The sequence below is a fragment of the Rhodococcus sp. IEGM 1341 genome, from assembly GCF_030056895.1.
Lineage (GTDB): Bacteria > Actinomycetota > Actinomycetes > Mycobacteriales > Mycobacteriaceae > Rhodococcoides.
This window is the reverse complement of the sequence record NZ_JASHKV010000008.1, coordinates 1-20,222: the sequence shown is the minus strand read 5'-3', so window position 1 is coordinate 20,222 and position 20,222 is coordinate 1. Positions and strand designations below refer to the sequence as shown.

Annotated in this window: 18 protein-coding genes; 10 read left to right on the top strand and 8 right to left on the bottom strand. The window is 64.4% G+C overall.

Annotated features, from left to right (window positions below; all coding sequences use genetic code 11):
• Both QM615_RS17070 and QM615_RS17065 read left to right on the top strand, forming a co-directional pair.
• Window positions 1–933, top strand: coding sequence for a VOC family protein (locus tag QM615_RS17070; RefSeq protein WP_149406401.1), 933 nt, complete (start codon window positions 1–3; stop codon window positions 931–933).
• Window positions 934–936: 3 nt separating this feature from the next.
• Window positions 937–1,764: a fumarylacetoacetate hydrolase family protein gene (locus QM615_RS17065; protein ID WP_149406400.1), complete on the top strand. Its 828-nt coding sequence runs from the start codon at window positions 937–939 to the stop codon at window positions 1,762–1,764.
• Between the two features lie 32 nt (window positions 1,765–1,796).
• On the opposite strand, the gene QM615_RS17060 is transcribed toward QM615_RS17065, so the two are convergent.
• The 3 genes from QM615_RS17060 to QM615_RS17050 form a co-directional block, all read right to left on the bottom strand.
• Window positions 1,797–3,023 (bottom strand): AGE family epimerase/isomerase, encoded by a 1,227-nt coding sequence (locus tag QM615_RS17060; protein ID WP_149406399.1) that lies wholly within the window; start codon window positions 3,021–3,023, stop codon window positions 1,797–1,799.
• A 40-nt stretch (window positions 3,024–3,063) separates the two neighbouring features.
• A complete protein-coding gene (locus tag QM615_RS17055; RefSeq protein WP_149406398.1) occupies window positions 3,064–3,621 on the bottom strand; it encodes a dihydrofolate reductase family protein in 558 nt (185 codons plus the stop codon).
• A gap of 69 nt (window positions 3,622–3,690) precedes the next feature.
• Window positions 3,691–4,101, bottom strand: a complete 411-nt coding sequence (locus tag QM615_RS17050) for a RidA family protein (protein WP_149406397.1) — start codon at window positions 4,099–4,101, stop codon at window positions 3,691–3,693.
• An 81-nt stretch (window positions 4,102–4,182) separates the two neighbouring features.
• On the opposite strand from QM615_RS17050, the gene QM615_RS17045 reads away from it, so the two are divergent.
• The 3 genes from QM615_RS17045 to QM615_RS17035 all read left to right on the top strand — a co-directional run bounded on the left by QM615_RS17045 (window position 4,183) and on the right by QM615_RS17035 (window position 6,705).
• Window positions 4,183–4,551: a winged helix-turn-helix transcriptional regulator gene (locus tag QM615_RS17045; protein WP_149406396.1), complete on the top strand. Its 369-nt coding sequence runs from the start codon at window positions 4,183–4,185 to the stop codon at window positions 4,549–4,551.
• 61 nt (window positions 4,552–4,612) lie between these two features.
• Window positions 4,613–5,644: a DUF2087 domain-containing protein gene (locus QM615_RS17040; protein ID WP_149406395.1), complete on the top strand. Its 1,032-nt coding sequence runs from the start codon at window positions 4,613–4,615 to the stop codon at window positions 5,642–5,644.
• 110 nt (window positions 5,645–5,754) lie between these two features.
• The gene (locus QM615_RS17035; RefSeq protein ID WP_149406394.1) at window positions 5,755–6,705 is read left to right on the top strand and encodes a manganese catalase family protein; all 951 of its coding nucleotides are present in this window, start codon (window positions 5,755–5,757) and stop codon (window positions 6,703–6,705) included.
• Window positions 6,706–6,757: 52 nt separating this feature from the next.
• Here the strand turns inward: QM615_RS17035 and QM615_RS17030 are convergent, their stop codons facing one another.
• On the bottom strand, window positions 6,758–7,849 hold the full coding sequence (locus tag QM615_RS17030; RefSeq protein WP_149406393.1) for a spore photoproduct lyase family protein: 1,092 nt from the start codon (window positions 7,847–7,849) through the stop codon (window positions 6,758–6,760).
• A 47-nt stretch (window positions 7,850–7,896) separates the two neighbouring features.
• Window positions 7,897–10,422: a putative bifunctional diguanylate cyclase/phosphodiesterase gene (locus tag QM615_RS17025; protein ID WP_283347689.1), complete on the bottom strand. Its 2,526-nt coding sequence runs from the start codon at window positions 10,420–10,422 to the stop codon at window positions 7,897–7,899.
• A gap of 313 nt (window positions 10,423–10,735) precedes the next feature.
• On the opposite strand from QM615_RS17025, the gene QM615_RS17020 reads away from it, so the two are divergent.
• Genes QM615_RS17020 through QM615_RS17005 form a run of 4 tightly spaced genes read left to right on the top strand, consistent with a single transcriptional unit; the run spans window position 10,736 to window position 14,751 of the window.
• Window positions 10,736–11,833 (top strand): DNA alkylation repair protein, encoded by a 1,098-nt coding sequence (locus tag QM615_RS17020; RefSeq protein WP_149406391.1) that lies wholly within the window; start codon window positions 10,736–10,738, stop codon window positions 11,831–11,833.
• Window positions 11,834–11,891: 58 nt separating this feature from the next.
• Window positions 11,892–12,983 carry a LolA family protein gene (locus QM615_RS17015; protein WP_283347688.1) on the top strand — a complete coding sequence of 364 codons (1,092 nt, stop codon included), beginning with the start codon at window positions 11,892–11,894 and terminating at the stop codon, window positions 12,981–12,983.
• Window positions 12,980–13,942: an ABC transporter ATP-binding protein gene (locus QM615_RS17010; protein ID WP_149406389.1), complete on the top strand. Its 963-nt coding sequence runs from the start codon at window positions 12,980–12,982 to the stop codon at window positions 13,940–13,942. The genes QM615_RS17015 and QM615_RS17010 overlap by 4 nt, the downstream gene beginning before the upstream one ends.
• Window positions 13,939–14,751 carry an ABC transporter permease gene (locus tag QM615_RS17005; protein WP_149406388.1) on the top strand — a complete coding sequence of 271 codons (813 nt, stop codon included), beginning with the start codon at window positions 13,939–13,941 and terminating at the stop codon, window positions 14,749–14,751. The genes QM615_RS17010 and QM615_RS17005 overlap by 4 nt, the downstream gene beginning before the upstream one ends.
• Here the strand turns inward: QM615_RS17005 and QM615_RS17000 are convergent.
• Window positions 14,741–15,550, bottom strand: coding sequence for an esterase/lipase family protein (locus QM615_RS17000; RefSeq protein WP_149406387.1), 810 nt, complete (start codon window positions 15,548–15,550; stop codon window positions 14,741–14,743). The genes QM615_RS17005 and QM615_RS17000 overlap by 11 nt on opposite strands.
• A gap of 21 nt (window positions 15,551–15,571) precedes the next feature.
• The gene (locus QM615_RS16995) at window positions 15,572–16,615 is read right to left on the bottom strand and encodes a zinc-binding dehydrogenase (RefSeq protein WP_262498421.1); all 1,044 of its coding nucleotides are present in this window, start codon (window positions 16,613–16,615) and stop codon (window positions 15,572–15,574) included.
• 748 nt (window positions 16,616–17,363) lie between these two features.
• On the opposite strand from QM615_RS16995, the gene QM615_RS16990 reads away from it, so the two are divergent.
• A complete protein-coding gene (locus QM615_RS16990; RefSeq protein ID WP_149406386.1) occupies window positions 17,364–18,188 on the top strand; it encodes a hypothetical protein in 825 nt (274 codons plus the stop codon).
• Window positions 18,189–19,237: 1,049 nt separating this feature from the next.
• Here QM615_RS16990 and QM615_RS16985 read toward each other — a convergent pair.
• Window positions 19,238–20,222, bottom strand: a 985-nt coding sequence (locus QM615_RS16985) for a Fic family protein (RefSeq protein ID WP_283347687.1), incomplete at its 5' end; no start/stop codon positions are given.

Genomic DNA, 20,222 nt, shown 5'->3' with positions numbered 1-20,222 from the left:
ATGACCACTCCCACCCGAAACAGACTGCAGGAAGGTGGTGCCGTGGGCACGCTGCGGCAGACCGCTGTCTCGCACATCGGTTTCACCGTTCCCGACGTCGCCGCCACCGCCGACTTCTACGGCCGCACCGTCGGTCTGACGGTGCAGGAAGAACTCGCGGGCGGCGGCCTGCGCCTCGGCTGGGGCCTCGGACACCATGTTCTCGACCTGACCGAAGGTCCGAAAGAACTGTCTCACTACGGCTTCGAGGTCCGTGACTCCGACGGTATCGCCGGAATCACCGCGCGACTGAAGGACGCAGGCCACGATGTCGCGGATCTGGATCCGTCCGTCATCGACCATGCCGTCGGCGTACCGTCGGGCATCTCGGTGGCCGACCCCGACGGCACCACGGTGCATTTCCACGGGCCGGTCGCGCGCCAGGGTGAGAACGCTGCCGATCCGGGACGACGCCCGATCAAGTTCCAGCACACCACTCTCGGCACGGACAACGTGGCGCAGATGGTCTCGTTCTTCGTCGACACCGTCGGGTTCCGCATCTCCGATCAGCTCGAGGACGGCAAGTTCGCGTGGCTACGCAGCGACCGCGATCACCACACCCTGGCCGTCGTCGAGAACGGCAACCCCGGCGATCTCGACCACTACTCCTACGATCTCGCCGAGTGGGAGGACTTCAAGTCCTGGTGCGATCGCCTCACCGAGATCGGCGTCGACGTCGTCTGGGGCCCAGGCCGTCACGGCCCCGGCAACAACCTGTTCGTCTTCTTCGACGATCCCGCCGGCAACCACATCGAGCTCTCGGCCGAGATGGAGAAGTTCCACGACGACCGAGCCACGTACGTGACGCGGCAGTGGCGTCCGGTACCCGCGTCGGTGAATCTGTGGGGCGGACAACTGGCGAGCTGGCGCAAGACGAGTGAGAGCGAGATCTGACCGATGGCCTACATCAGCTACGAGCACAACGACATTCGCGGAGTCGGCGAGGTCGACGGCGACACTCTGATTCCGCTGCAGGGCATCGACGCGATCGGACGGACCAGTTCGCTCGAGGCACTTGCCGGCGCGGATCGGCTGACCCAGGCGCGCCTGTCGATCTCGGACGTGCGGGTGCTCCCGGCGGTCACCGACCCGGCCCGAGTGATCTGTGTGGGCCTGAACTACCGCGACCACATCGCCGAAACCGGACGCGAGTTCCCCACGTACCCGGTGATGTTCCCCAAGTACGCCTCCAGCCTCATCGGCGCCTACGACGACATCGCCGTACCGCCGGAGAGCTCCGAGGTGGACTACGAGGGCGAGATGGCGGTGATCATCGGACGCACCGGCCGACGCATCACCCAGGAGAACGCGTTCGATCACGTTCTGGGTTACACCGTCGCCAACGACATCACGATGCGCGACTTCCAGTACAAGACGCACCAGTGGATGCAGGGAAAGGCATGGGACGCAAGCACTCCCCTCGGCCCCCGCATAGTCTGCCCCGGCGAGGTGGACCTCGCGAGCTGCGGCATCCGCACCGTCGTCAACGGCGAGAAGGTCCAGGAATCGGATCTGTCGCAATTGCTGTTCACGGTGCCGAATCTGATCGCGACCATCTCCACGTTCACCACCCTCGAGCCCGGTGACGTCGTCCTCACCGGCACCCCCGGTGGCGTCGGATATCGCCGGAAGCCGCAGCTGTTGTTGAAGCCGGGCGACCACGTGAGCGTGGAGATCGACGGTGTCGGTTCGGTCAGCAACAGACTGGTGGCGGAAGTGCTCTGACGTCTGTGCACCCCGGCGGTCTTCGACGGACGTCAGCGCGAATTGTGCTGTAGCACAGCCACCATGCTCGAGCCCGGCGCGTATCGACTGATCCACGTCGCCTGAACGGCGTGATAGAGATCGGACTTGCCGCTCCACACCGTCGCAGCCGGGACGTTTCGGCTGTCGAGTTCGTGATGCCAGGAGCCGTCGGCGCGGTCGAGGAAGTATTCGGCGGCGACGTCCCACCAGGTGCGGTAGTCCTGCTCGTAGCGGTCTTCTCGGGTGTGGCGCGCTAGTGTCGCCGCCGCACCGATCGCCTCGCACAGCACCCAGTGCAGACGTTCGGTCACGACCGGCTCCCCTGACCAGTCCGTGGTGTAGACGAATCCGGGCGTTGGCCCGGGTTGCCAGCCGTCGACCGCTGCGCGATGGTAGAGCGCACGGGCGGCGGCGATACGGTCGTGCCCGCTCGCATCGAGGCTTGCCTGCACGAGAAGCCGTGCCCACTCGAATCCATGGCCGACTGTGGCTCCGTAGGGCTTGAACTGGTTGGCGGTGTCGTCGCTGTTGTACTCGAGCTGCGGGATCCACTCGGCGGTGAAATGCTCCGGAACACGCCAGTCGTTCGCTTCGGCCCAGCGACATACGTTGTCGCAGATGCGCAGTGCCCGCTCGCGCCAGATCCGCGGTGCGCCGGCATCTGCAGCGGCCAGCAGTGCCTCGACCATGTGCATGTTGGCATTGATCCCGCGATAGTCGTCGAGCACGGACCAGTCCGCAGTCCATGTGTCCGAACACATCCCGTGGTGATCGTCCCAGAAACGACGTTCGACGGTATCGAGTGCCTCGTCGAGAAGCTCTCGGCCCTGGGGGTGCGCCACTGCGGTGGCAGCCGACGCGGCAAGTACCACGAAGGCATGGGTGTAGGCCGATTTCACTGCTTCGGGCGAGGTCGCGTCGGCACTGGACTCGAACCAACCACCGTTCGTGCTGTCTCGCAACGTCGTCAGCAATCCCTCGAACACCCGATCGGCTTTCCTCCGAGACCCCGGCCGTCCCAGCATCGAGGAGAGGAAGTGCACATGCGCCATCCGCGCGGTGATGTACGTATGGGCCGGATGATCGAGGTCGGGGTTCCCTCGGTCGTCCAACCACGCCGCACCACCGGCCGGGTGGTCGAGTGTGGTTCCGAAATCGAGAAGCCTCGATGCTTCGGTGTCGAGCCACAACTGATGCGAGGGCAGCGTCAGCCAGCTGCGACCATCTCCGGTGTCCATGTGTTCATTGTGCGCCCGACGAGAAAGCACCCGACGCCGGTCAGCGAGAGACGCTGTAGCGCAGGTACATCCATCCTGACACCGGGAAGAGCTTCTGTTCGGCGAGAACGAGGTCGAGGTGATGTCCCACCGGAAAGTAGGGCTTGCCACTGCCCAGGATCGTCGGCAGAAGGATGACCTCGAACTGATCGATCAGGTCGACCAGCGAGGCTGCCAAGGCTGCTCCTCCCACAGCCAGCGTTCCCTCGGTCTCCCGCTTGAGCCGCTCCACCTCGGCGATCGCGTCTGCGCTGCGCACCAGACGGCAGCCGTCGGCAACGGAGTCGAGAGTGTCGGAGAAGACGATCCGGGGAGTGGCCTTGTACAGCTCGGCGAACTCCGCCTCCACTTCGTCGCCGTCGAGGCGTTCCGGATCTGTCCAGAAGTCTTCCATGGCCTCGTACAGTCGGCGTCCGAACAGAAACGCAGCGGTCGCTTCGGTCTGCCGATTGGAGAATCGATGTGACTCCGCGTCGGGCACCGAGAAGTCGAGACTGCCCGCCGAGTCTTCGATGTAGCCGTCGAGGGAAACATGCATGTTGTAGGTCAGTATGGCCATGTCGCTCCTGGGGTCGGGTGGATTCGAAAGTATGACTTCGACGGTCCCCGGAATTCACCGGTGAGCAGGTCAGTCCAGGATCGCAGTGGCCTCCACCTCGACGAGAACGTCGGGCTCGAACAGGTAGTCCACGCCGATCAACGACGCGGGTGGCATCGGAGTAGGTAGTCCGATCTCCTCGGCGACGCGGGTGACGCCGTCCATGAACTCACCGATCCGCTCCGGAGCCCAGTGCGTGACGTAGAACGTCAGCCGGAGGACGTCGTCGAATGTTGCTCCTGCACCGGCCAATCCGATCGCGGTGTTGCGCAGCGCCTGCGCCACCTGCCCGGCGAGGTCGTTCTCGACGATCGCCGACCCGTCCTCGTTGCGCGCGATCTGACCGCTGACATGGATATGTCGAGACCCCTGGCCCACGGCTATGTGGTGATACGGAGTGGGTTGCATCATGCCGGACGGGGTGAATCGAGTGACGCTCATGGAGTTCCTTTCGTCGTGACCATTACCAGGTATAACCTTGATACTTGGTACACAAAGGACACTTCAAGGGAACCTGGTTTCATGACCGATACCGCCGATGCCGCGACAGAACTGACGATCAGTGCCCCTCACCGTGAGCTGTTGGATCAGGTGCTGGACAAATGGTCGCTTCAGGTGCTCAACGAACTGTGCGAGCGCCCTTGCCGATTCAACGATCTGCGCCGTGCAATTCCGGCGGTGACTCAGAAATCGCTCACGGCAACGCTGCGAAAACTCGAACGCAACGGCATCATCGAACGGACGGTTCTCAGCACTCGCCCGGTAGCGGTGGAGTATCGAATGACGCAACTGGGCAAAACTCTTCGGGCACCCGTCGACGTGCTGTTGGCCTGGGCGGCCGCTCACATGCACGAAATCGACAGCGCACGAGATCGATTCGACGCTCTCTGATCCGCTCACCGCAGCAGCGTGCTGCCCTAATGTTCCGATATCTCGGAGAAGAGGTACACCCATGGCGAGCAATTCACAGCACTCCACCGCACGCGCTGACGCGTTGCTGTCCGCCCTGGTTGCAATGCTGCAACCGAAAAAGTTGGTCAGCGTGGGTGCCAGCAGTGCCGGAATCGCATTGTCGAGGGCTCTCGAATCGGCGGCACCCGAAGTCTCGCCCCAACTCTGGAGCTTCGTCGCCGGTCCGAGCGAGTCGGCCACCGAGTCCTTGTTCGACCTGCCACCGCGCTCGCTGGAGGAGATCGGCCCGGTCGACCTCGTGTGGATCGACGGTGAATCTCTGGTGACGAACGCACGCATCCTGCGGGCTCTGTGGCCACACGTGGCGGAGGGAGGGGTTCTGGCCGTGCAGAACTCGTTCTCTCCGGCTGGGTCGAATCCTCTGTGGAATGCCATTCTGCGTTTCGGTGCCGACGACATCGAGACCCTGACGCTTCCGGGAATCGGCCTTCTGAGGAAGCGATCGGAGCCCGTTCGCGAGGTCGACTTCACCGACGAGATGGTGTCCGCCACCGGGGTTCCGTTGCGGTTCGAGTCCATCGGCGTGCACGACGATGCCCCGCTGCTGGACCACGCGACCGGCGTGCTTCATGCTCTCGCGGATTCGGATCTTCGGGCGGTCTTCTTCGCGATCGGCAGTGGAGTCTCGACAGTGGCTGCGCTGCAATCCCATACGTCACTGTCGGTCCGTGCGACACACAAAGCGATCGCACGCCTGCTGACCCTGTCGGTGGTGACCCGGGTGGGCGATCGACTCGTTGTGGAGGAGAACACGCTGAAGAGTTTTCGGAATCTCCCGCGCACGACGCCCCCACCGACCGACATGCCTCGGCACAGCCGGGACCGAGGCGAATTTTTGAGGGCGATCGCCCGCCAGTTGAGTACGACGGGATGGTCCTCGGAGCGTCAGGTCAACGAATTGTGCAGCTTCTTCGACGACGACTACGCGACATTGCGACGCGAGCTCGTCGACGCCGGATTCCTCGAGCGAAACAGCGCAGGTTCGATGTACCGGGCGCAGAGCATCGAATAGACCGCCTGGTCGACGTCCATACGGAGGGGGCCCAGGATTCGGACGACGGCGTTGCGGGCAACCACTGAGTGAGGGCAGCAAACTTTGCTGGTCGCCATTCGGAGGTTTCCATGTACCTGCACGTTCAGTCACTCATTCACGACATTGCCACCGACGAGCCCGATCCGGCCGCCGCGAACGCCCTCCAGGAGGGCCTCGGTGGACAGTTCGGCGAGATGCGCACGATGATGCAGTATCTGTTCCAGGCCATGAACTTTCGCGGAGCTGCGGCCAAGCCGTACCGCGATCTGATCCAGGGAATCGGCACCGAGGAGATCAGTCACGTCGAGCTCATCGGCACCACCATCTCACGGTTGCTGGACGGCTCGCCGCAGTACCAGGGCAAGCTGGAAGACCCGCTGGACACGCCCGGTGCGGGCGGAGCCACTCCGTTGAATCTCGCTCTGTCACAGGGCAATATCCACCACTACCTCGTCGGCGCACAGGGCGCACTGCCGGTCGACTCCGTCGGCAACCCGTGGAGCGGTAGCTACGTCTACAACTCCGGCAATCTGGTTCTCGACCTCATGTACAACCTGATGCTCGAGTCGACCGGCCGCCTCCAGAAATGCCGGATGTACGAGATGACCGCCAACAAGGCTGCGCGATCGACCATTTCGTACCTGATCGTGCGCGACCAGGCGCACGAGAACGGCTACGCGAAGGCCCTCGAAACTCTCGGCGTCGATTGGAAGAAGACGCTGCCGATTCCGAAGACCAACGCCGAGAAGTTCCCGGAGGTCCAGAAATTGGTCGAACTCGGCCTGCAGAGCAAGCAGTACAGCTTCGACCTCACCGGGGCGTCCGAGGCCGGACGCATCTACCAGGGCATGTCGCCGTCCAAGGACGGCACCGACCTCGATGCCAGTGAGCAGGCCCCCGCCGGAGCGCCGATGGAGATCTCACCCGAGCGACTCGAGGAGTTCGCGCCCGGACTGGACACCGACCTCATGGAGCTCATTCAGCAGACGGCCGAGATGGAGATGGCCGATATCGACGCCACGTTCGGAAAGATGAAGTAACTCCGACGCTTTCGTAGCCCGACCTCCATCGCACGACGGAGGTCGGGCTGCGTCAGGTCCAGTACAGCAGCTGCGCTTCGGGTAGGACTGATTCGAGTTCTTCCACGAACCACGTCCGCATTTCCGACATGGTGTCCTTCGGGTAGACGTACTTCACGCCACCGAACTTGTTTCTCTTTGCTGTGCGTGCACTTTCGTCCATCTCGAGCTTCGTCCCCGGGTACCAGCTCAACAGCACGTCCTTGCTCAACGGTGTGAATCGGTGGGTGATGATCTCGGCGGTCAGGTCCAGATCGGGAACGTCACTCAACGCCTCGGCGACATTCGACAGAAGTCGGCCGTACTGCTCCTGCCACCCCGGAATGGGCATGATCGGAGCGATGGTGAGCCCCACTCGATATCCGGCCAGCGCAAGCTGCCGTAGCGCCTCGATTCGAGCAGGCATCCGCGCAGTTCCGCCCTCGAACCGATGCGCGATGTCATCGGCATTGACCGACAAACGAACTCGGGTACGGCGTCGGTGGTCCAACGTCACCAACTCGGTGACGTCGTCGAATTTGGTTGTGAAGCGCAACGACACGTCATCGCCGTAATCCCCCGCGCCCACTCGACGAACGGCCTCGGCGAGGGATCCGGTCACATGCTCGATACCCAACGGATCCGTATAGCAGGACAACTCGAAAGTGGTTCCCTCGTGCCCACGTTCCTCGGTGCCGGAGGTGATCGTGCCGCGGCCTGCGTGGGTACCGATGCCGGACAGCACGTCGTCGATGTTGGCGAAGACCCTGGTGATGGGCGGCCCGGACAACGACCCCGCCAGATAACAGTACTGACAGTGGGCCGGGCATCCCTTCGCCAGATCGATACGCCAGTCGGCGCTCGGCGGAATCGGTTGTGGTTTCAGCACACTCGGTGGTGCGACCACCACGGCCATCGTCGTCTTGGCTCGCGCGTAGGTCTCTCGCTCGGTCTCGCCCCGTAGACCCGTCAGGCGGTCACCGGGCAGCACGTCGATCTCGGTCACACCGGCCGCCTCGCACCGTCGAACTATCTCCGCAGTGTGGGGAAGCTCCGATGCAGACCGCGTGATCAGGACGCGCGACGGCGTCCAGAGTCGAGTGGGTGCAGAGAGGGTGTCGTCCATTACCTGGAGTCAACGTCCCCACACGGTGGATCCTTCCCGTTTCGGGGTTACGAGACCCAGGTGTTCGACGGTACCTCGGCGGGCCTACCCAACAGATAGCCCTGTCCTTGAACGAAACTCGGCAAGGCGTCGAGCTGGTCGGGGGTTTCGATGCCTTCGACAACGCACCCCAGATGCAGATCTCGGGCAAGATTGATGATCGCCCGAACGATACTGCTGCTCGTCTCGTCGCTGGTCATCGTGGCGGTGAACGACCGGTCGATCTTCACTGCACTCACCGGCAGTGTGGCCAGGTACCGCAAACTCGCGAATCCGGTGCCGAAGTCGTCGATGGCGATGCCGACACCCAGCGCACGCAGTTCACCGAGCTGACGCAGCATCGAGGAGCCGGACTCGAGCAGCACCGACTCGGTGAGTTCGAGAATCAGGTCCGCCGGAGCCATTCGGTGCCGTCCCAGAGCCGCGCTCACCACAGCAGCCATATCCACGTGTTGAGCCTGCCGGGCACTGAGATTGACGGCAATCGTGACGGGGACACCCGAATCCGAATCGAGCGGGTTCGCCGCGCGCCATCGAACCAGAGTGCCCAGTGCGTCCTCCAGCACACGCTCGCCGAGCTCGGAGATCAGACCGGTGTCCTCGGCCACCGGGATGAATCGGTCCGGCGTAATTCCTGCGCCGTCGTCGTCACGCAAGCGCGCGAGTGCCTCGAAGCTCGTGAGCGCTCTGCTGTTCAGGTCGTAGACCGGCTGATAGACGACGTTCAGCCTCGCAGCTCCGCGGTGTTCGGGATCGAGAGCACCCCGCAAGGTCCGCTCGATGTAAGCACGCTCGAGGGCGTTCGCGCGCAGCGCGTCGTCGAACAATTCGATCCGGTCCTTACCGAGTTGCTTGGCCCGGTACATCGCGGAATCCGCGTCCCGCAGTACTTCCTGCGCGCTGGCACCCTTGCGAACCAAAACCATGCCCACGCTGGCCGACACCACGTACTGGCTGCCCTGATACACGATCGGCGCGGCGAGAACCGCTCGGATGCGCTCTGCGACGCGCTCCGCCAACCCCGCACCGGCACGCTTGTCGGTTCCACGTTCGGCCGGCAACGCATCGACGACGAGGACGAACTCGTCACCGCCGACACGGGCGATCGAATCGTTGGCTCGCAGCACCGACCGCAACCGTCGCGCAACCTCGACGAGAACCGCATCACCGGCAGCGTGCCCGCCGGTGTCGTTCACTCGTTTGAATCCGTCGAGATCGCAGAACAGCACCGCAGCAGCGGCTCCCGTGCTCTCACCGCGTGCGATCGCCGAGCCGATACGGTCGAGCAACAGCATCCGATTGGGCAGCCCTGTCAGCGGATCCTGCAGGGCCGCTCGCTCGAGCGCGAGTTCTGCCTCGACGACGTCGGTCACTTCCCGCACCACCGAGAGGACCTCCGACACCTCACCCGACGGCCCACGTCGAAAGGGCGTGGTGCGTCGGGACAACCACCGCAGCGAGCCGTCGGCCGCGAGTACCCGATACCGGATACTGACGCTCTCGCCCTCCGGAAGCGACGCCGCGGTTCGGTCCGCCGCTCGGACGACCTCGACATCTTGTTCCACCACCCCGTCCAATCGATCCTCTCCGTCAGTGGAGTCGTCGGACCGACCGAGTCCGAGCCACGGCACCCGACCGTCCTCGACCGCTCCATCCGAAGGTGGTCCGGTCAGCAACGACCGCAGGCTGCGAGAAGCCCACGTCACCCGGCCGGTATCGACGGCGGTGACGGTCGTGATGTCCGGTGAAGCAGTCAACACCGCGTCACGAAAGGCCCGGGCCTGCTCGAGTTCGGCTCGCGCCGCCCGCTCGGCGGAGACGTCCTCGGAGAGCACCATGGCACCGACTATCCGGCCCGAATCATCGCGCAACGGCCTCGCTTCGACCTGAAAGATTGCTCCCGTTCGAGGACTGACGGAATCGAACGAAATCTCCTCACCCGCCACGGCCGCCAGGTAATGCGGCTCGAGCAACGCGAAGGCTTCCGGCGACACCGTGTCTCGGAGCAGCTGCCCCTCCATCCGTCGTGGGTCGTAGCCCTCGGCCACCAGACCGGCACCTTCGACGAGGACGAATCGTAGATCGCAGTCCACGACCAGAACGGACGTGTGCGGCAGGTTGGCTGCCAACTGCCGGTATCGAGCCTCGCTCGCATCGTCGAACATCGAAGGCGAGCGGAGCAACGGACCGTAGAAACGACGCATCCCCAGGTAGATCACACCGGCAAGTGCCGTCGATGCCGTCACCGCGACGTCGAGGGTGCCGCCCATCGACTCCCGCATCGCGTCGAGCATCCCCCCGCCTGAACCTGCAGCGAGATGCGAGGCGTGGCCGTCGAATCCTGTCCACAGGTGCACCGCGTGCACCAGGTGATGCGCGGCGCAGGTCAGGAAGATCGCTGCTGTGGCCACCGCCAACCTGTTGTTGCGCAGCTGTCCGGTCCGCATCAGCCCACGGACGATGAACAGCACGATCCCCAGATACGCGGCAGCGGTGATCCCGTTGAGGACCACCACCCACACCCAGCCGCTCACAGTGCGTGCTCACCGAATCGAGTCCGACAACAGGCGCGCTGGATCCACTCGACACAGACGACGGGCATGACGCGACCCCCAGGGTTGTAGCCCACCGCGCAGAAAGACCGGTCCGGCCGGAGAAACCGAGTCGACCAGCCGCTCAGCACTTTGATATTCGACGAAGGTTATCCCACTCCGATTCCCACAGCCGCCATTGGCGCAGCCCGAGAAATAGGTGTCGGCCTGGTGATTTCACCCTCCCGCGCAGCCCTCGACACAGCGTCGAACCCCGCCGACCCCGTGGAGCAGAGTCGTCGGGTAAGAAGCTCTCATGCCCTTCGCCGACGAACTCCTCGGCCCGGATGCGGCCGGCACGCTGTTTCGGACCATGCGCACCGCCGCTCCGAAGGCTGACCTGTCGGTACTCGAAGGATCGATCGATCGTCTGGGTCCACTCGCGCTTCGAGCCCGCGCAGATCTGTTGCGTGACGGCCTGCTCACGGCACTGCCCGGCACCTACACGGAGTTCGCCCGCATCATCCGACGTGCCGCCACCGATTCCGACTTCCGGGGCTGGGCGATCTGGCCGGTCACGAGCGCTGTCGCATCGAAGGCCGTCGAGGAGAACACCTCGAACGCATTCGACGACGGAATGGCCTTGCTTGCCGAACTCACCGGCCGACTCAGCTCGGAATTCGCCATCCGCTCGTTTCTTCGAGCCGACCTGGATCGGTCGCTCGCAATCGCGTCGGACTGGACGACATCCTCGGACGAGCATGTGCGGCGTCTGGCGTCGGAGGGCACCCGCCCGTATCTTCCGTGGTCGGTGCGCGTCCCCGAAATACTCGAGCGCCCGGGCGTCACGGTGCCGATCCTGGACCGGCTCTACCGAGACGACAGTGATTACGTTCGACGTTCTGTCGCGAACCATCTCAACGATGTCAGCCGAGACGTCCCGGACTTGGTCGTCAGGACCACCACCCGGTGGCTCGACGACCCGGACGCACACACCGAAAAGCTTGTGCGACATGCACTTCGGACGGTGATCAAGAAGGGAAACCGGGACGCACTCGAGCTGCTCGGGTTCGCTCCGGCCGACCTCGAGGTGGACGGCCCCACCCTCGACGTCACGGAGCTGCCCATGGGCGGAGAAGTGGAGTTCACGGCATCGATCCGCAACGTCGGTGCCGAACCGGCCAAGGTTGTTATCGACTACATCGTGCACCACACCAAAGCCAACGGTGGGGTGACGGGGAAGACGTTCAAGCTGACGACGAGAACGATCACGCCCGGCGGCAGCATCGATGTGCGGCGGCAACATTCGTTCGAGCCGCTGACCACACGGAAGTACTACCCCGGCCCCCACTCCATCGAGCTCCAGATCAACGGTGTGAGTTACGGTCACGCGGAGTTCACGCTCAGGGGCTAGCGGCGAGCGTCGTGCAGCTTACATGCAGCACCTCGGGTACGTCCGTACGGTCGAAGAGGTGCGCAAGAAGTGGCGGTGGCTGGCAGTGGTGCTCGGCATCGCCGTGCTCGTCGCAACCCCCTCGGTGATCGCGCGCTTACCCGTCGACCCGTCCGACATCGGCGCAGCCGAACTGCTCGAACAGGTCAAGTCCTCCACCGAGACGCCGTACTCGGGCTACGCCCAGGCGGTCGGCGGTGTCATCATTCCGGTGACCGAGGGGCTCGGCGGCCTGCCGGATCTGCTCGGCGACACCACCTCTCTGCGTGCCTGGTATCGCGCCCCGGACAGCTGGCGCGTCGACACCGTGCGTCTGGCCGGTGAGCGCGGTCTCTACCGGAGCCCGACGCGGCTGTGGAGATGGGACTACGAGCAGAACACGGCCGTGGTGACCCCGGTCCCCGAACCGAGCCTGCGCCTGCCACGCGAGGCCGACTTGCTACCCCCGGAGCTGGGGCAGCGGTTGCTGAGCGAGGCGACCGCGGATGAGGTCACCCGGCTTCCGGCACGCCGGATCGCCGGCCGGGACGCCCCTGGCCTGAGGCTCGTCCCCAGCCAGCCGCAGAGCACCGTCACCGGAGTCGACGTCTGGGTCGACCCCGGCAGCGGGCTCCCGCTGCAGGTCGACGTGCTGGGAGCCGGGGCCACCCGTCCGGTCGTCAGCACCGCGTTCCTCGACTTCTCCTCCGAGACCCCCGATGCCGACACCGTCCGTTTCGTTCCCCCGCCCGGTACCGACGTGCAGCAGCAGGACGGTGGCGACATCGCCTCGTTCGCCGACCGGCTCGACACCGCAGGCTTGCCGTCGACCCTGTCCGGCCTCGATCTGCGCCCCCGCGAGGGCCAGGGGTCGGTGGGAATCTACGGCCGCGGTGTGACCGAACTGTTCGCCGTTCCCCTGCCGCGACGCGCCGCGGGCGGACTCGTCGAACAGTTGCAGTCCGCCCCCGGGGCAATCGTCACCGACGACAGCGTCGCGGTGTCGCTCGGTCCACTCAACGTCCTCGTCACCGGACCCACCGACGACCGGCGTCGCTATCTGCTGTCCGGCACCGTCACCGCGGAGACCCTGACGACCGCCGCCCAACAGCTCGGAGGAGCAGCCACATGATCCGCACGACCGGCCTGACCAAGAGCTACGGATCGGTGCGGGCAGTCGACGGTGTCGACCTCGACGTGCGCGCCGGCGACATCTACGGCTTCGTGGGCGCGAACGGCTCCGGCAAGACGACGACCGTGCGCATGCTGCTCGGCCTGGTACTGGCGACCTCCGGGCAGATACAGGTGCTCGGCGAAGAGATGCCCCGGCGACGCAGAAGCGTGCTGCCACGGGTGGGGGCGCTGATCGAGAACCCCGCCGCCTACCCCAACCTGTCCGGACGCAGAAACCTCACGCTGCTCGACGCGGCCGGTGCGGGTGGGTCCCGGCGGACCAGGAAAACCAGGGTCGGTGAAGCTCTCGAGCAGGTGGGCCTCGCCGGGGTGGGACGCAGACCGGTCAAGCAGTACTCGCTCGGCATGCGGCAGCGTCTCGGGCTGGCGGCGGCGCTGATGCGTACCCCCGAACTGCTGATCCTCGACGAGCCGACCAACGGACTCGACCCACAGGGAATCCTCGAGATTCGAGAGTTGCTGCTGGGCTTGCACTCTCAGGGCACCACGGTGTTTCTCTCCAGCCATCTGCTGGCCGAGGTGGAGCAACTGTGCGACCGAGTGGGAGTTCTCGACCGAGGTCGACTCGTCCTGCAGGACCAGCTGTCCTCGATGCAGCGGTCCACCGGCCGGGTGTCGGTGCGCACCGCCGATCCCGCCCACGCCGTCTCCCTGCTCTCCGGCGTCGAGGGGGCCACGGTGCTCGAACGTGTGGGTCAGCAACTGATCGTCGAGCACCGGGACCCAGCCGAGCTGAACCGGCTCCTCGTGGAGGGCGGAGTCCGGGTGAGCGAGCTGAGCGAGCAACGGATGAGCCTCGAACAGTCCGTGCTGGCGGTCACCGGGGCCAGTTCCGACAGAGTCGACGCCCCCGGCGCACTTCGAGACAACGCCACCCGGACCGAGGTGACCGCATGATCGGCGTCGAACTGCGCGCAATGCTGAGCCGACCCCGCACCTGGGTCGTCATCCTTCTGCTCAATCTGCTGCCGACCATCGTCGCGGGCCTCCTCGCCCTGACCGACGTCGGTCCGCGTCCCGGCGAAGGCCCCGCCTTCCTCTCTGCGGTGACCACCAACGGCCAGCTGTTTCCGCTCGCCGCGCTCGCCATCGTGCTCCCGCTGTTCCTGCCCGTCGCCGTTTCGGTGATCGCAGGCGATGCCGTCGCCGGGGAGGCCCAGGCCGGCACGCTGCGCTACCTGCTCGCCCGCCCGGTGGGACGAACCAAACTACTGGTGGCGAAGCTGATCTCGGTTGCCGCCTTCGTGCTGCTGGCCGTCGTCGTCGTGGCCGTCATCGCATACTTCGTCGGCACGACGCTGTTCGACGTCACGGCCCTGGGGGGCGTCTCCAGCGTGTCCGGCACAGTGCTGACCGACGAACAGGTCGCCACACGCACCGTCATCGCCGTGCTCTACGTGACCATGTCCATGCTCGGAGTCGCCGCCATGGGCCTGTTCCTGTCGACTCTGACCGACTCCCCGCTCGCCGCGACGTTGGGCGCGTTGGCGTTCCTCATCGCGAGCTCGCTGCTGCTGACGCTGGACGCCGCCGACGCCATCGCGCCGTACCTGCCGACGCGATACTGGTTGGCTTTCGTCGACCTGTTCCGCGACCCGGTGCCGACGCGGGACCTGATGCGCGGCGTCGGTGTGCAGGGCGTCTACGTCGTCGTTCTTCTCGGCGCGGCGTGGGCGAACTTCACCACCAAGGACATCACGAGCTGAGACGGCTGCAATCAGCTGCGCCGAGCTGGGTGGTGGAGTCGCCGTCCAACTGGGCAGAGACCATCGCGCCGACCAGAGGATCGCGGGGCAGGTTCCCGTGATCGACGGTCGAGTCCGCACACACGCTCTGGACAGGGATGTTGACGGCCCCGTCGAGTTCGGCCGACGTCGGCGGGGTCACCACCTGATCCAACTCGGTCCAGATCGACACCCACTGCGGACCCTCCGGGGTCTCGTCCCCGGAGTTCAGGGCGGCGAACACGGAACTGTCCGGGGCGAGCTGCTGACAGGCGGTCGCGCACTGGTCGGGCACGAACTGGGCCGCCAGAGCCGCCACCTGAGTGCCGTGGTGCGGGGAGCCGAGAGTGACAATGCGTCTGGCCTGCTCGGCGCCGCCCAAATCCGTGGCCCAGAGCCGGGCCACCACCCCACCGGCGGAATACCCGACGACGTCGACCGAGCTCGCTCCCGTCCGAGTCAGAGCCGCGTCGACGGCGTCGCGCAGGGTCTGCGCCTGCACGGTCAGATCGCCGACGCCACCGTCGGGCAGAGCTACGACGGTGGCGTCGCGGCCGTCCTCACGTAGTTCGGCCGCGAGCACCTCCAGCGAGTCGGTGGATCCGCCGAACCCGGGGATCAGCAGCACCGGGCCGGGAACGGACTGGTCGACGCTCGCGACGGGGTCGTTCGCGGGGCGCGATGCGACGAAGGCCGCCACAGCCGCGACGACCGCGACCAATACGAGGGCCAATAAGACGAACACGAGACGGCGGCGAGCCGGGGCGAGGGAGGCGAACACTCTGTCCAGTGTGCCTGCAGATCACACCTGATCGCGGACCACCGGAGGAACGAGCACGAACTTTCCGACGTGGTCCCTCTCCAGGAAGCGCTGCTGCGCGGCCGCGATCTGCTCGAGCGGAAACGACTCGGCCAACAGAGGACGAATCTCACCGGCTTCGATGTACGACACGAGGTTCGCAAACACGTCCTCGTCCCACGCTGTGCAGCCGAGGAGCGTCAGGTCGTTCAGGTACATCGTCCGTAGATCCAACGCGACGATGGGTCCTGCGATCGCGCCGGAGGACACGTACGTTCCCCCACGAACGAGGACGTCGAGGAGAGGACCGAAACCGTCGCCGGCGACATTGTCGATCACCACATCGACGCTGCGCGTGCCGAGGGCGTCCACCACGTCGACATCGCGCCCGTACACCTCGTGGACGCCGAGTTCGCGGAGCTGGTCGTGCTTGGCGCGGCTCGCGACGCCGATCACGCGGGCACCACGCCGAACAGCCAGTTGCACTGCGGCAGAACCGACTCCGCCCGACGCGCCGCTGATGAGCACCGTCGACCCTCGATGCACTCCCGCGCGGGCGATCATGTTCTCCGCCGTGCCGTAGGCACACGGAATCGTCGCCAGCTCCGCATCGGTCCACCCACAGTCGACCGCGAAGATCTCGCTTGCCGGAACGACGACGAACTGCGCGAACGCGCCGTCCATGTCCGAACCCAACCAGCGCGTCTCGCCCGACAAGAAGCCGTCGACGCGCATGCACGATCGAACCAGGACTCGGCTGCCGACGACGGATTCGTCCGTCCCCGGACTCGCACACACGAGCCCGCAGCAGTCCGTGCCCTGAATCAGCGGAAACGGCGTCGCGTCGTTCCACCCGCCGTCCGCGTACCAGCCCACGCGTGTGTTGATCTCGGTGTTGTTCATCCCTGCGGCCAACACACGAACGAGCACCTCACCCGGACCCGGCACGGGTATCGGCACCTCGGACACGACGAGTTTGTCGTAGCCACCGGCGCCGGTGGTGACAATTGCTGTCATCAGGTCACCGCGGGCGCTGCTGTTTCGCATGAACTCATTGTCACGCGGTGCCGCCCAGTTCGCAGGGAACCACATTCGCGACGAGAACCAGTGTCGGTACCCACTGGCATTATCGCGACCTGCGGGGAACGCCTCGCGGTCTAGTCAGGGGAGGCACGTGACAGTGTTCGGATGGATGCAGTCGGTGATCGTCGGGGTCCTGGATGTCCTGTCACTGCCGGGTCGGATCGCTGTCAACCGCATCGGCGGAGATGACGACGGTTCGGTAGCGGCATGGGTGATCGCGTTCGTGATCGACGGTGTGACGTGGTTGGTGGTGCTCGCTGTGGTGACGAGAGTTCTCTCGACGGTCAGCGTCGCAGCGGCTACATCCTGGTTGAAGTTCGCGACCCGTGACTGCGGGGTCGGCGGGATACGCGCGTTGACTCGTTCTGCGACAAGCCTTTCGACCGCAAGTCGTCGAGTGAACAGGCGGCTCCCACTGTGGTCCATGGGATCCGAATCTGCACCCGACACATTGAAGTCGCTACGCACCAGCCACCCCTCTCGCTCCGTTCTGAGGCACGGGGCAGCGGTGCTCCTGCGGATTCCCGACGCCATCGCGAGTGCGCCGCGCACCGTCGGTGATCTCGTACGATCGCCCTACCTCTGGTCTATGGCCACTGCGGCTACATGGACCACCTCTCGATCCGCAGCCGAACAGACTGTAGGACAAGTTTGGGCCTGGAGCCAGAACCTATTGTATGACAACATTTCTCGCGTAACTATCGTCGTCGGTGTGCTTGCGTTGGCCGCCGTCGTGATCGCCTCATGCCTCGGTGCCCGCATCCGCGGGCGATTCGCGTGGCGCAGCAAGCGGATCGAGAACGCTCACACTCATCTCTACGCACTCAGCGGCCAAGCCGCTCAACTGCACTACCTGGTGCACTCGGCCATCTCCGAGTACAGCGACCTCGTGCCGCCACTGGCTCGCCGCGCCTTGGCCGCGCTGACGGTGGACTGCGTCAGGTGGTACGACGGGTCGTTTGTGGTGAACAAACGGCGTCGCTCCATCCCCAACAAAGCGGAGAAAGCACATTCATTTCTGCAGAACTTCGCGGGAGCGTGGCCGATCGCACGAGGAGACTCCATTGCGCCGATGGGCGTGGAAATGGACCGTATGCTCGAAACACAGCGCACCGCAATCGAAGAAGGAGTCGGCCTGGAGCTCTTCCAGCTGACACCGATCGACGCCGAACCCGCGATGCTGCGCATCCGTGCTGCGGCCGCGAGATATGCGGGTGCGGGCGAGCGGCCGTTCACAACCGCGTCGATATTGCTGTCACCGGACAGCATTGAGCAAGTGATCACGGACTGGATGGAGCTCCTGAGCACCCGCGATCTCCATGACTACTTCTTGTCACTCGAAGTCGGCCAACTACCGAGCAACGAGCGCGTGGCGGACGCGAGATCCGCATTCACCGATCTAGTCGGTCGCTATCGGGGCCGTATCCGCACACTGTGTCGTGAAGAAGAGGAGATCCGGCGTCTGGCTTCCGTACAGTGGAGGCTCAATCGAATGGGTCCGGTACGCAGGGTGTTGGAGGCGGTAGGCGGGCGGTGACCGCTACGTCGCGATGGCGTCCGACACACGAAGGAAAATTGGCGTCTGTGGAAACTTCGTCAAGCGTCCCTGAGCTCGGACCGACCGGCAACAAGACAGCGGCTATGCGATGTGCGTAGCCGCTGCACCCGAACGCATCGGAGCCGCCTAAGAGAATCGAACTCTCGACCTTTTCACTGCGGACCAACGTACAGCTCAGTCCCAGCGGAACTCTCGATTCCGACTAGTCCAGGTCAACAAGGTGTGTCCTTCCATTGGTTCCGTTGAGCCCACCCGGTCGTGCGTGTTTCAGTTCCCTACGTGTGCCCTCTACTGCCGGACTGGATCCGCACCTGGCGACCGTTTCCAAGTCACCCCATCAAGCGTGTAGCGCACAACGAGACCGAGGCTCTTGAGTTCTGCCGGGTATTCGCTCACCGAAAAGGCAACTTTGAGCGGCTGCCCATCAGGAGGAAGATCCACCTTTTTACCGCTCCAACGACCGCTTGTTGCCACGACGGATGGGTCGAAATCTATGGCCTCCACCGAGACCACCTGACAACCGAGCCCGTCACCTATATCCTCACCACAGCAGCTCCGGACCTGGGGAATTACGTGACAACTACCCCTGGGGAATTACGAGACCGTCGACAGCCGTCCGCTGAATGACGCCTCCAGACAGAGAAGACTGCATCTCGACACTCACGAGCCGTGCACGCTCTCCTTCCTCACGTAACCTCTTTTGAGCCTCAACCGTCTCCTTGGAGACTTGATGCGAGAACGTCCACACGGCCCAGAGAATCGCACCGATTGTTCCTAAGGCACCGATCCATGTCCCTGCTGCGGCGACCCACGCTGCAGTCCAGTTCCCGCGTGCAAACCATCCAACCGATGATCCGATTACGAAGATCCCAAAGCCTGCCAACATGGCCATGGCGATCTCGATGCGCGACCATTTTGGTCCTGGCTGCGTCGACGACATTCGGGCATCACGCCAGGAGCAATACGATCGCGATGCGTTGACGCGCTAGTCGACCAAACACTTTGTGCGCGAAAGACGGCCAGCGCGGTCATTCCAGGGCGGCGAGTACGGCATCGCACTGGAAAATTCGGTCGTAGCGGCCCGTGGACCGTTGGCGCAAGATTCCCATGTCAACCAGTTTGGCGATGTTTGTGTTGGCAGCTTGGTAAGAAACCGAGTACAGCTGTGCCGCCAGCGACGCTGTGATCATGGGGTATCCAATGAGGTCATCAGCGATCCTGAGCGCCACTCCCTTTGATCCTCGCAGTGCGAGCTGGAAGCTGTCCCGTAGTCGCCGCAACTTGTCCACCCTCGCGACCACCTCAAGAGACTCGGCATGGATCGCGGCACTTATGAAGCAAACCCAGTCATCCCATTCTCCCGTCTGAGACACACGAAGTAGACCATCTTGATACTCGGGCCTGTTCTGCTCCAGCCATGGAGAAATGTTGAGAACTGGGTAGCGGAGATCGCCTGCGGTCATCAATTGGAGGGCGGCTACCAGCCTTCCTAGCCTCCCGTTGCCATCATGGAATGGGTGCAGCGTCTCGAACTGATAATGCGCTGCTGCGACGCGCACGATCGTCGGGAGCCCATCGCTGGTGCGAATCCAGTTTTCCCATGCCTGCAAGCCATCAGTCAACCGATGGTCCGCAGGAGGAGGGACAAAACGCGCAGAACTCACTCGTCGATTGCCGACGCCGATGAACACCTGCGTTGTACGCACGCTTCCCGAATGCGCTCCATCACTGGCTGTGCCTCGCAGGAGCTCAGCCTGCAGATCCTCAAGCATCCTGATCGAAATCGGATGTCCCTGGCCAATCAGCTCGTAAGCCGTCTCTGCGGCGTTGACGTAGTTTCTCACCTCGCTTACGGACTTAGAAACCTCGTCATCCTGCAGAAAATCGGCCTCAAACACGTCAGATAATGCTGCGTAGGTTCCCTCCAACGCAGAGGTGCTCACCGCTTCGCGCCTAGTGGGACTGTCTGAATAACGGTTGATCCGGTCCTTGGTTCGACACGCCGAGCTCAGC

Excerpts from the sequence above, each read along its gene's own strand:
- QM615_RS17070 (WP_149406401.1), top strand. The coding sequence starts at position 1 with ATGACCACTCCCACCCGAAACAGACTGCAGGAAGGTGGTGCCGTGGGC.
- QM615_RS17065 (WP_149406400.1), top strand. The coding sequence starts at position 937 with ATGGCCTACATCAGCTACGAGCACAACGACATTCGCGGAGTCGGCGAG.
- QM615_RS17060 (WP_149406399.1), bottom strand. The coding sequence starts at position 3,023 with ATGGACACCGGAGATGGTCGCAGCTGGCTGACGCTGCCCTCGCATCAG.
- QM615_RS17055 (WP_149406398.1), bottom strand. The coding sequence starts at position 3,621 with ATGGCCATACTGACCTACAACATGCATGTTTCCCTCGACGGCTACATC.
- QM615_RS17050 (WP_149406397.1), bottom strand. The coding sequence starts at position 4,101 with ATGAGCGTCACTCGATTCACCCCGTCCGGCATGATGCAACCCACTCCG.
- QM615_RS17045 (WP_149406396.1), top strand. The coding sequence starts at position 4,183 with ATGACCGATACCGCCGATGCCGCGACAGAACTGACGATCAGTGCCCCT.
- QM615_RS17040 (WP_149406395.1), top strand. The coding sequence starts at position 4,613 with ATGGCGAGCAATTCACAGCACTCCACCGCACGCGCTGACGCGTTGCTG.
- QM615_RS17035 (WP_149406394.1), top strand. The coding sequence starts at position 5,755 with ATGTACCTGCACGTTCAGTCACTCATTCACGACATTGCCACCGACGAG.
- QM615_RS17030 (WP_149406393.1), bottom strand. The coding sequence starts at position 7,849 with ATGGACGACACCCTCTCTGCACCCACTCGACTCTGGACGCCGTCGCGC.
- QM615_RS17020 (WP_149406391.1), top strand. The coding sequence starts at position 10,736 with ATGCCCTTCGCCGACGAACTCCTCGGCCCGGATGCGGCCGGCACGCTG.
- QM615_RS17010 (WP_149406389.1), top strand. The coding sequence starts at position 12,980 with ATGATCCGCACGACCGGCCTGACCAAGAGCTACGGATCGGTGCGGGCA.
- QM615_RS17005 (WP_149406388.1), top strand. The coding sequence starts at position 13,939 with ATGATCGGCGTCGAACTGCGCGCAATGCTGAGCCGACCCCGCACCTGG.
- QM615_RS16995 (WP_262498421.1), bottom strand. The coding sequence starts at position 16,615 with ATGCGAAACAGCAGCGCCCGCGGTGACCTGATGACAGCAATTGTCACC.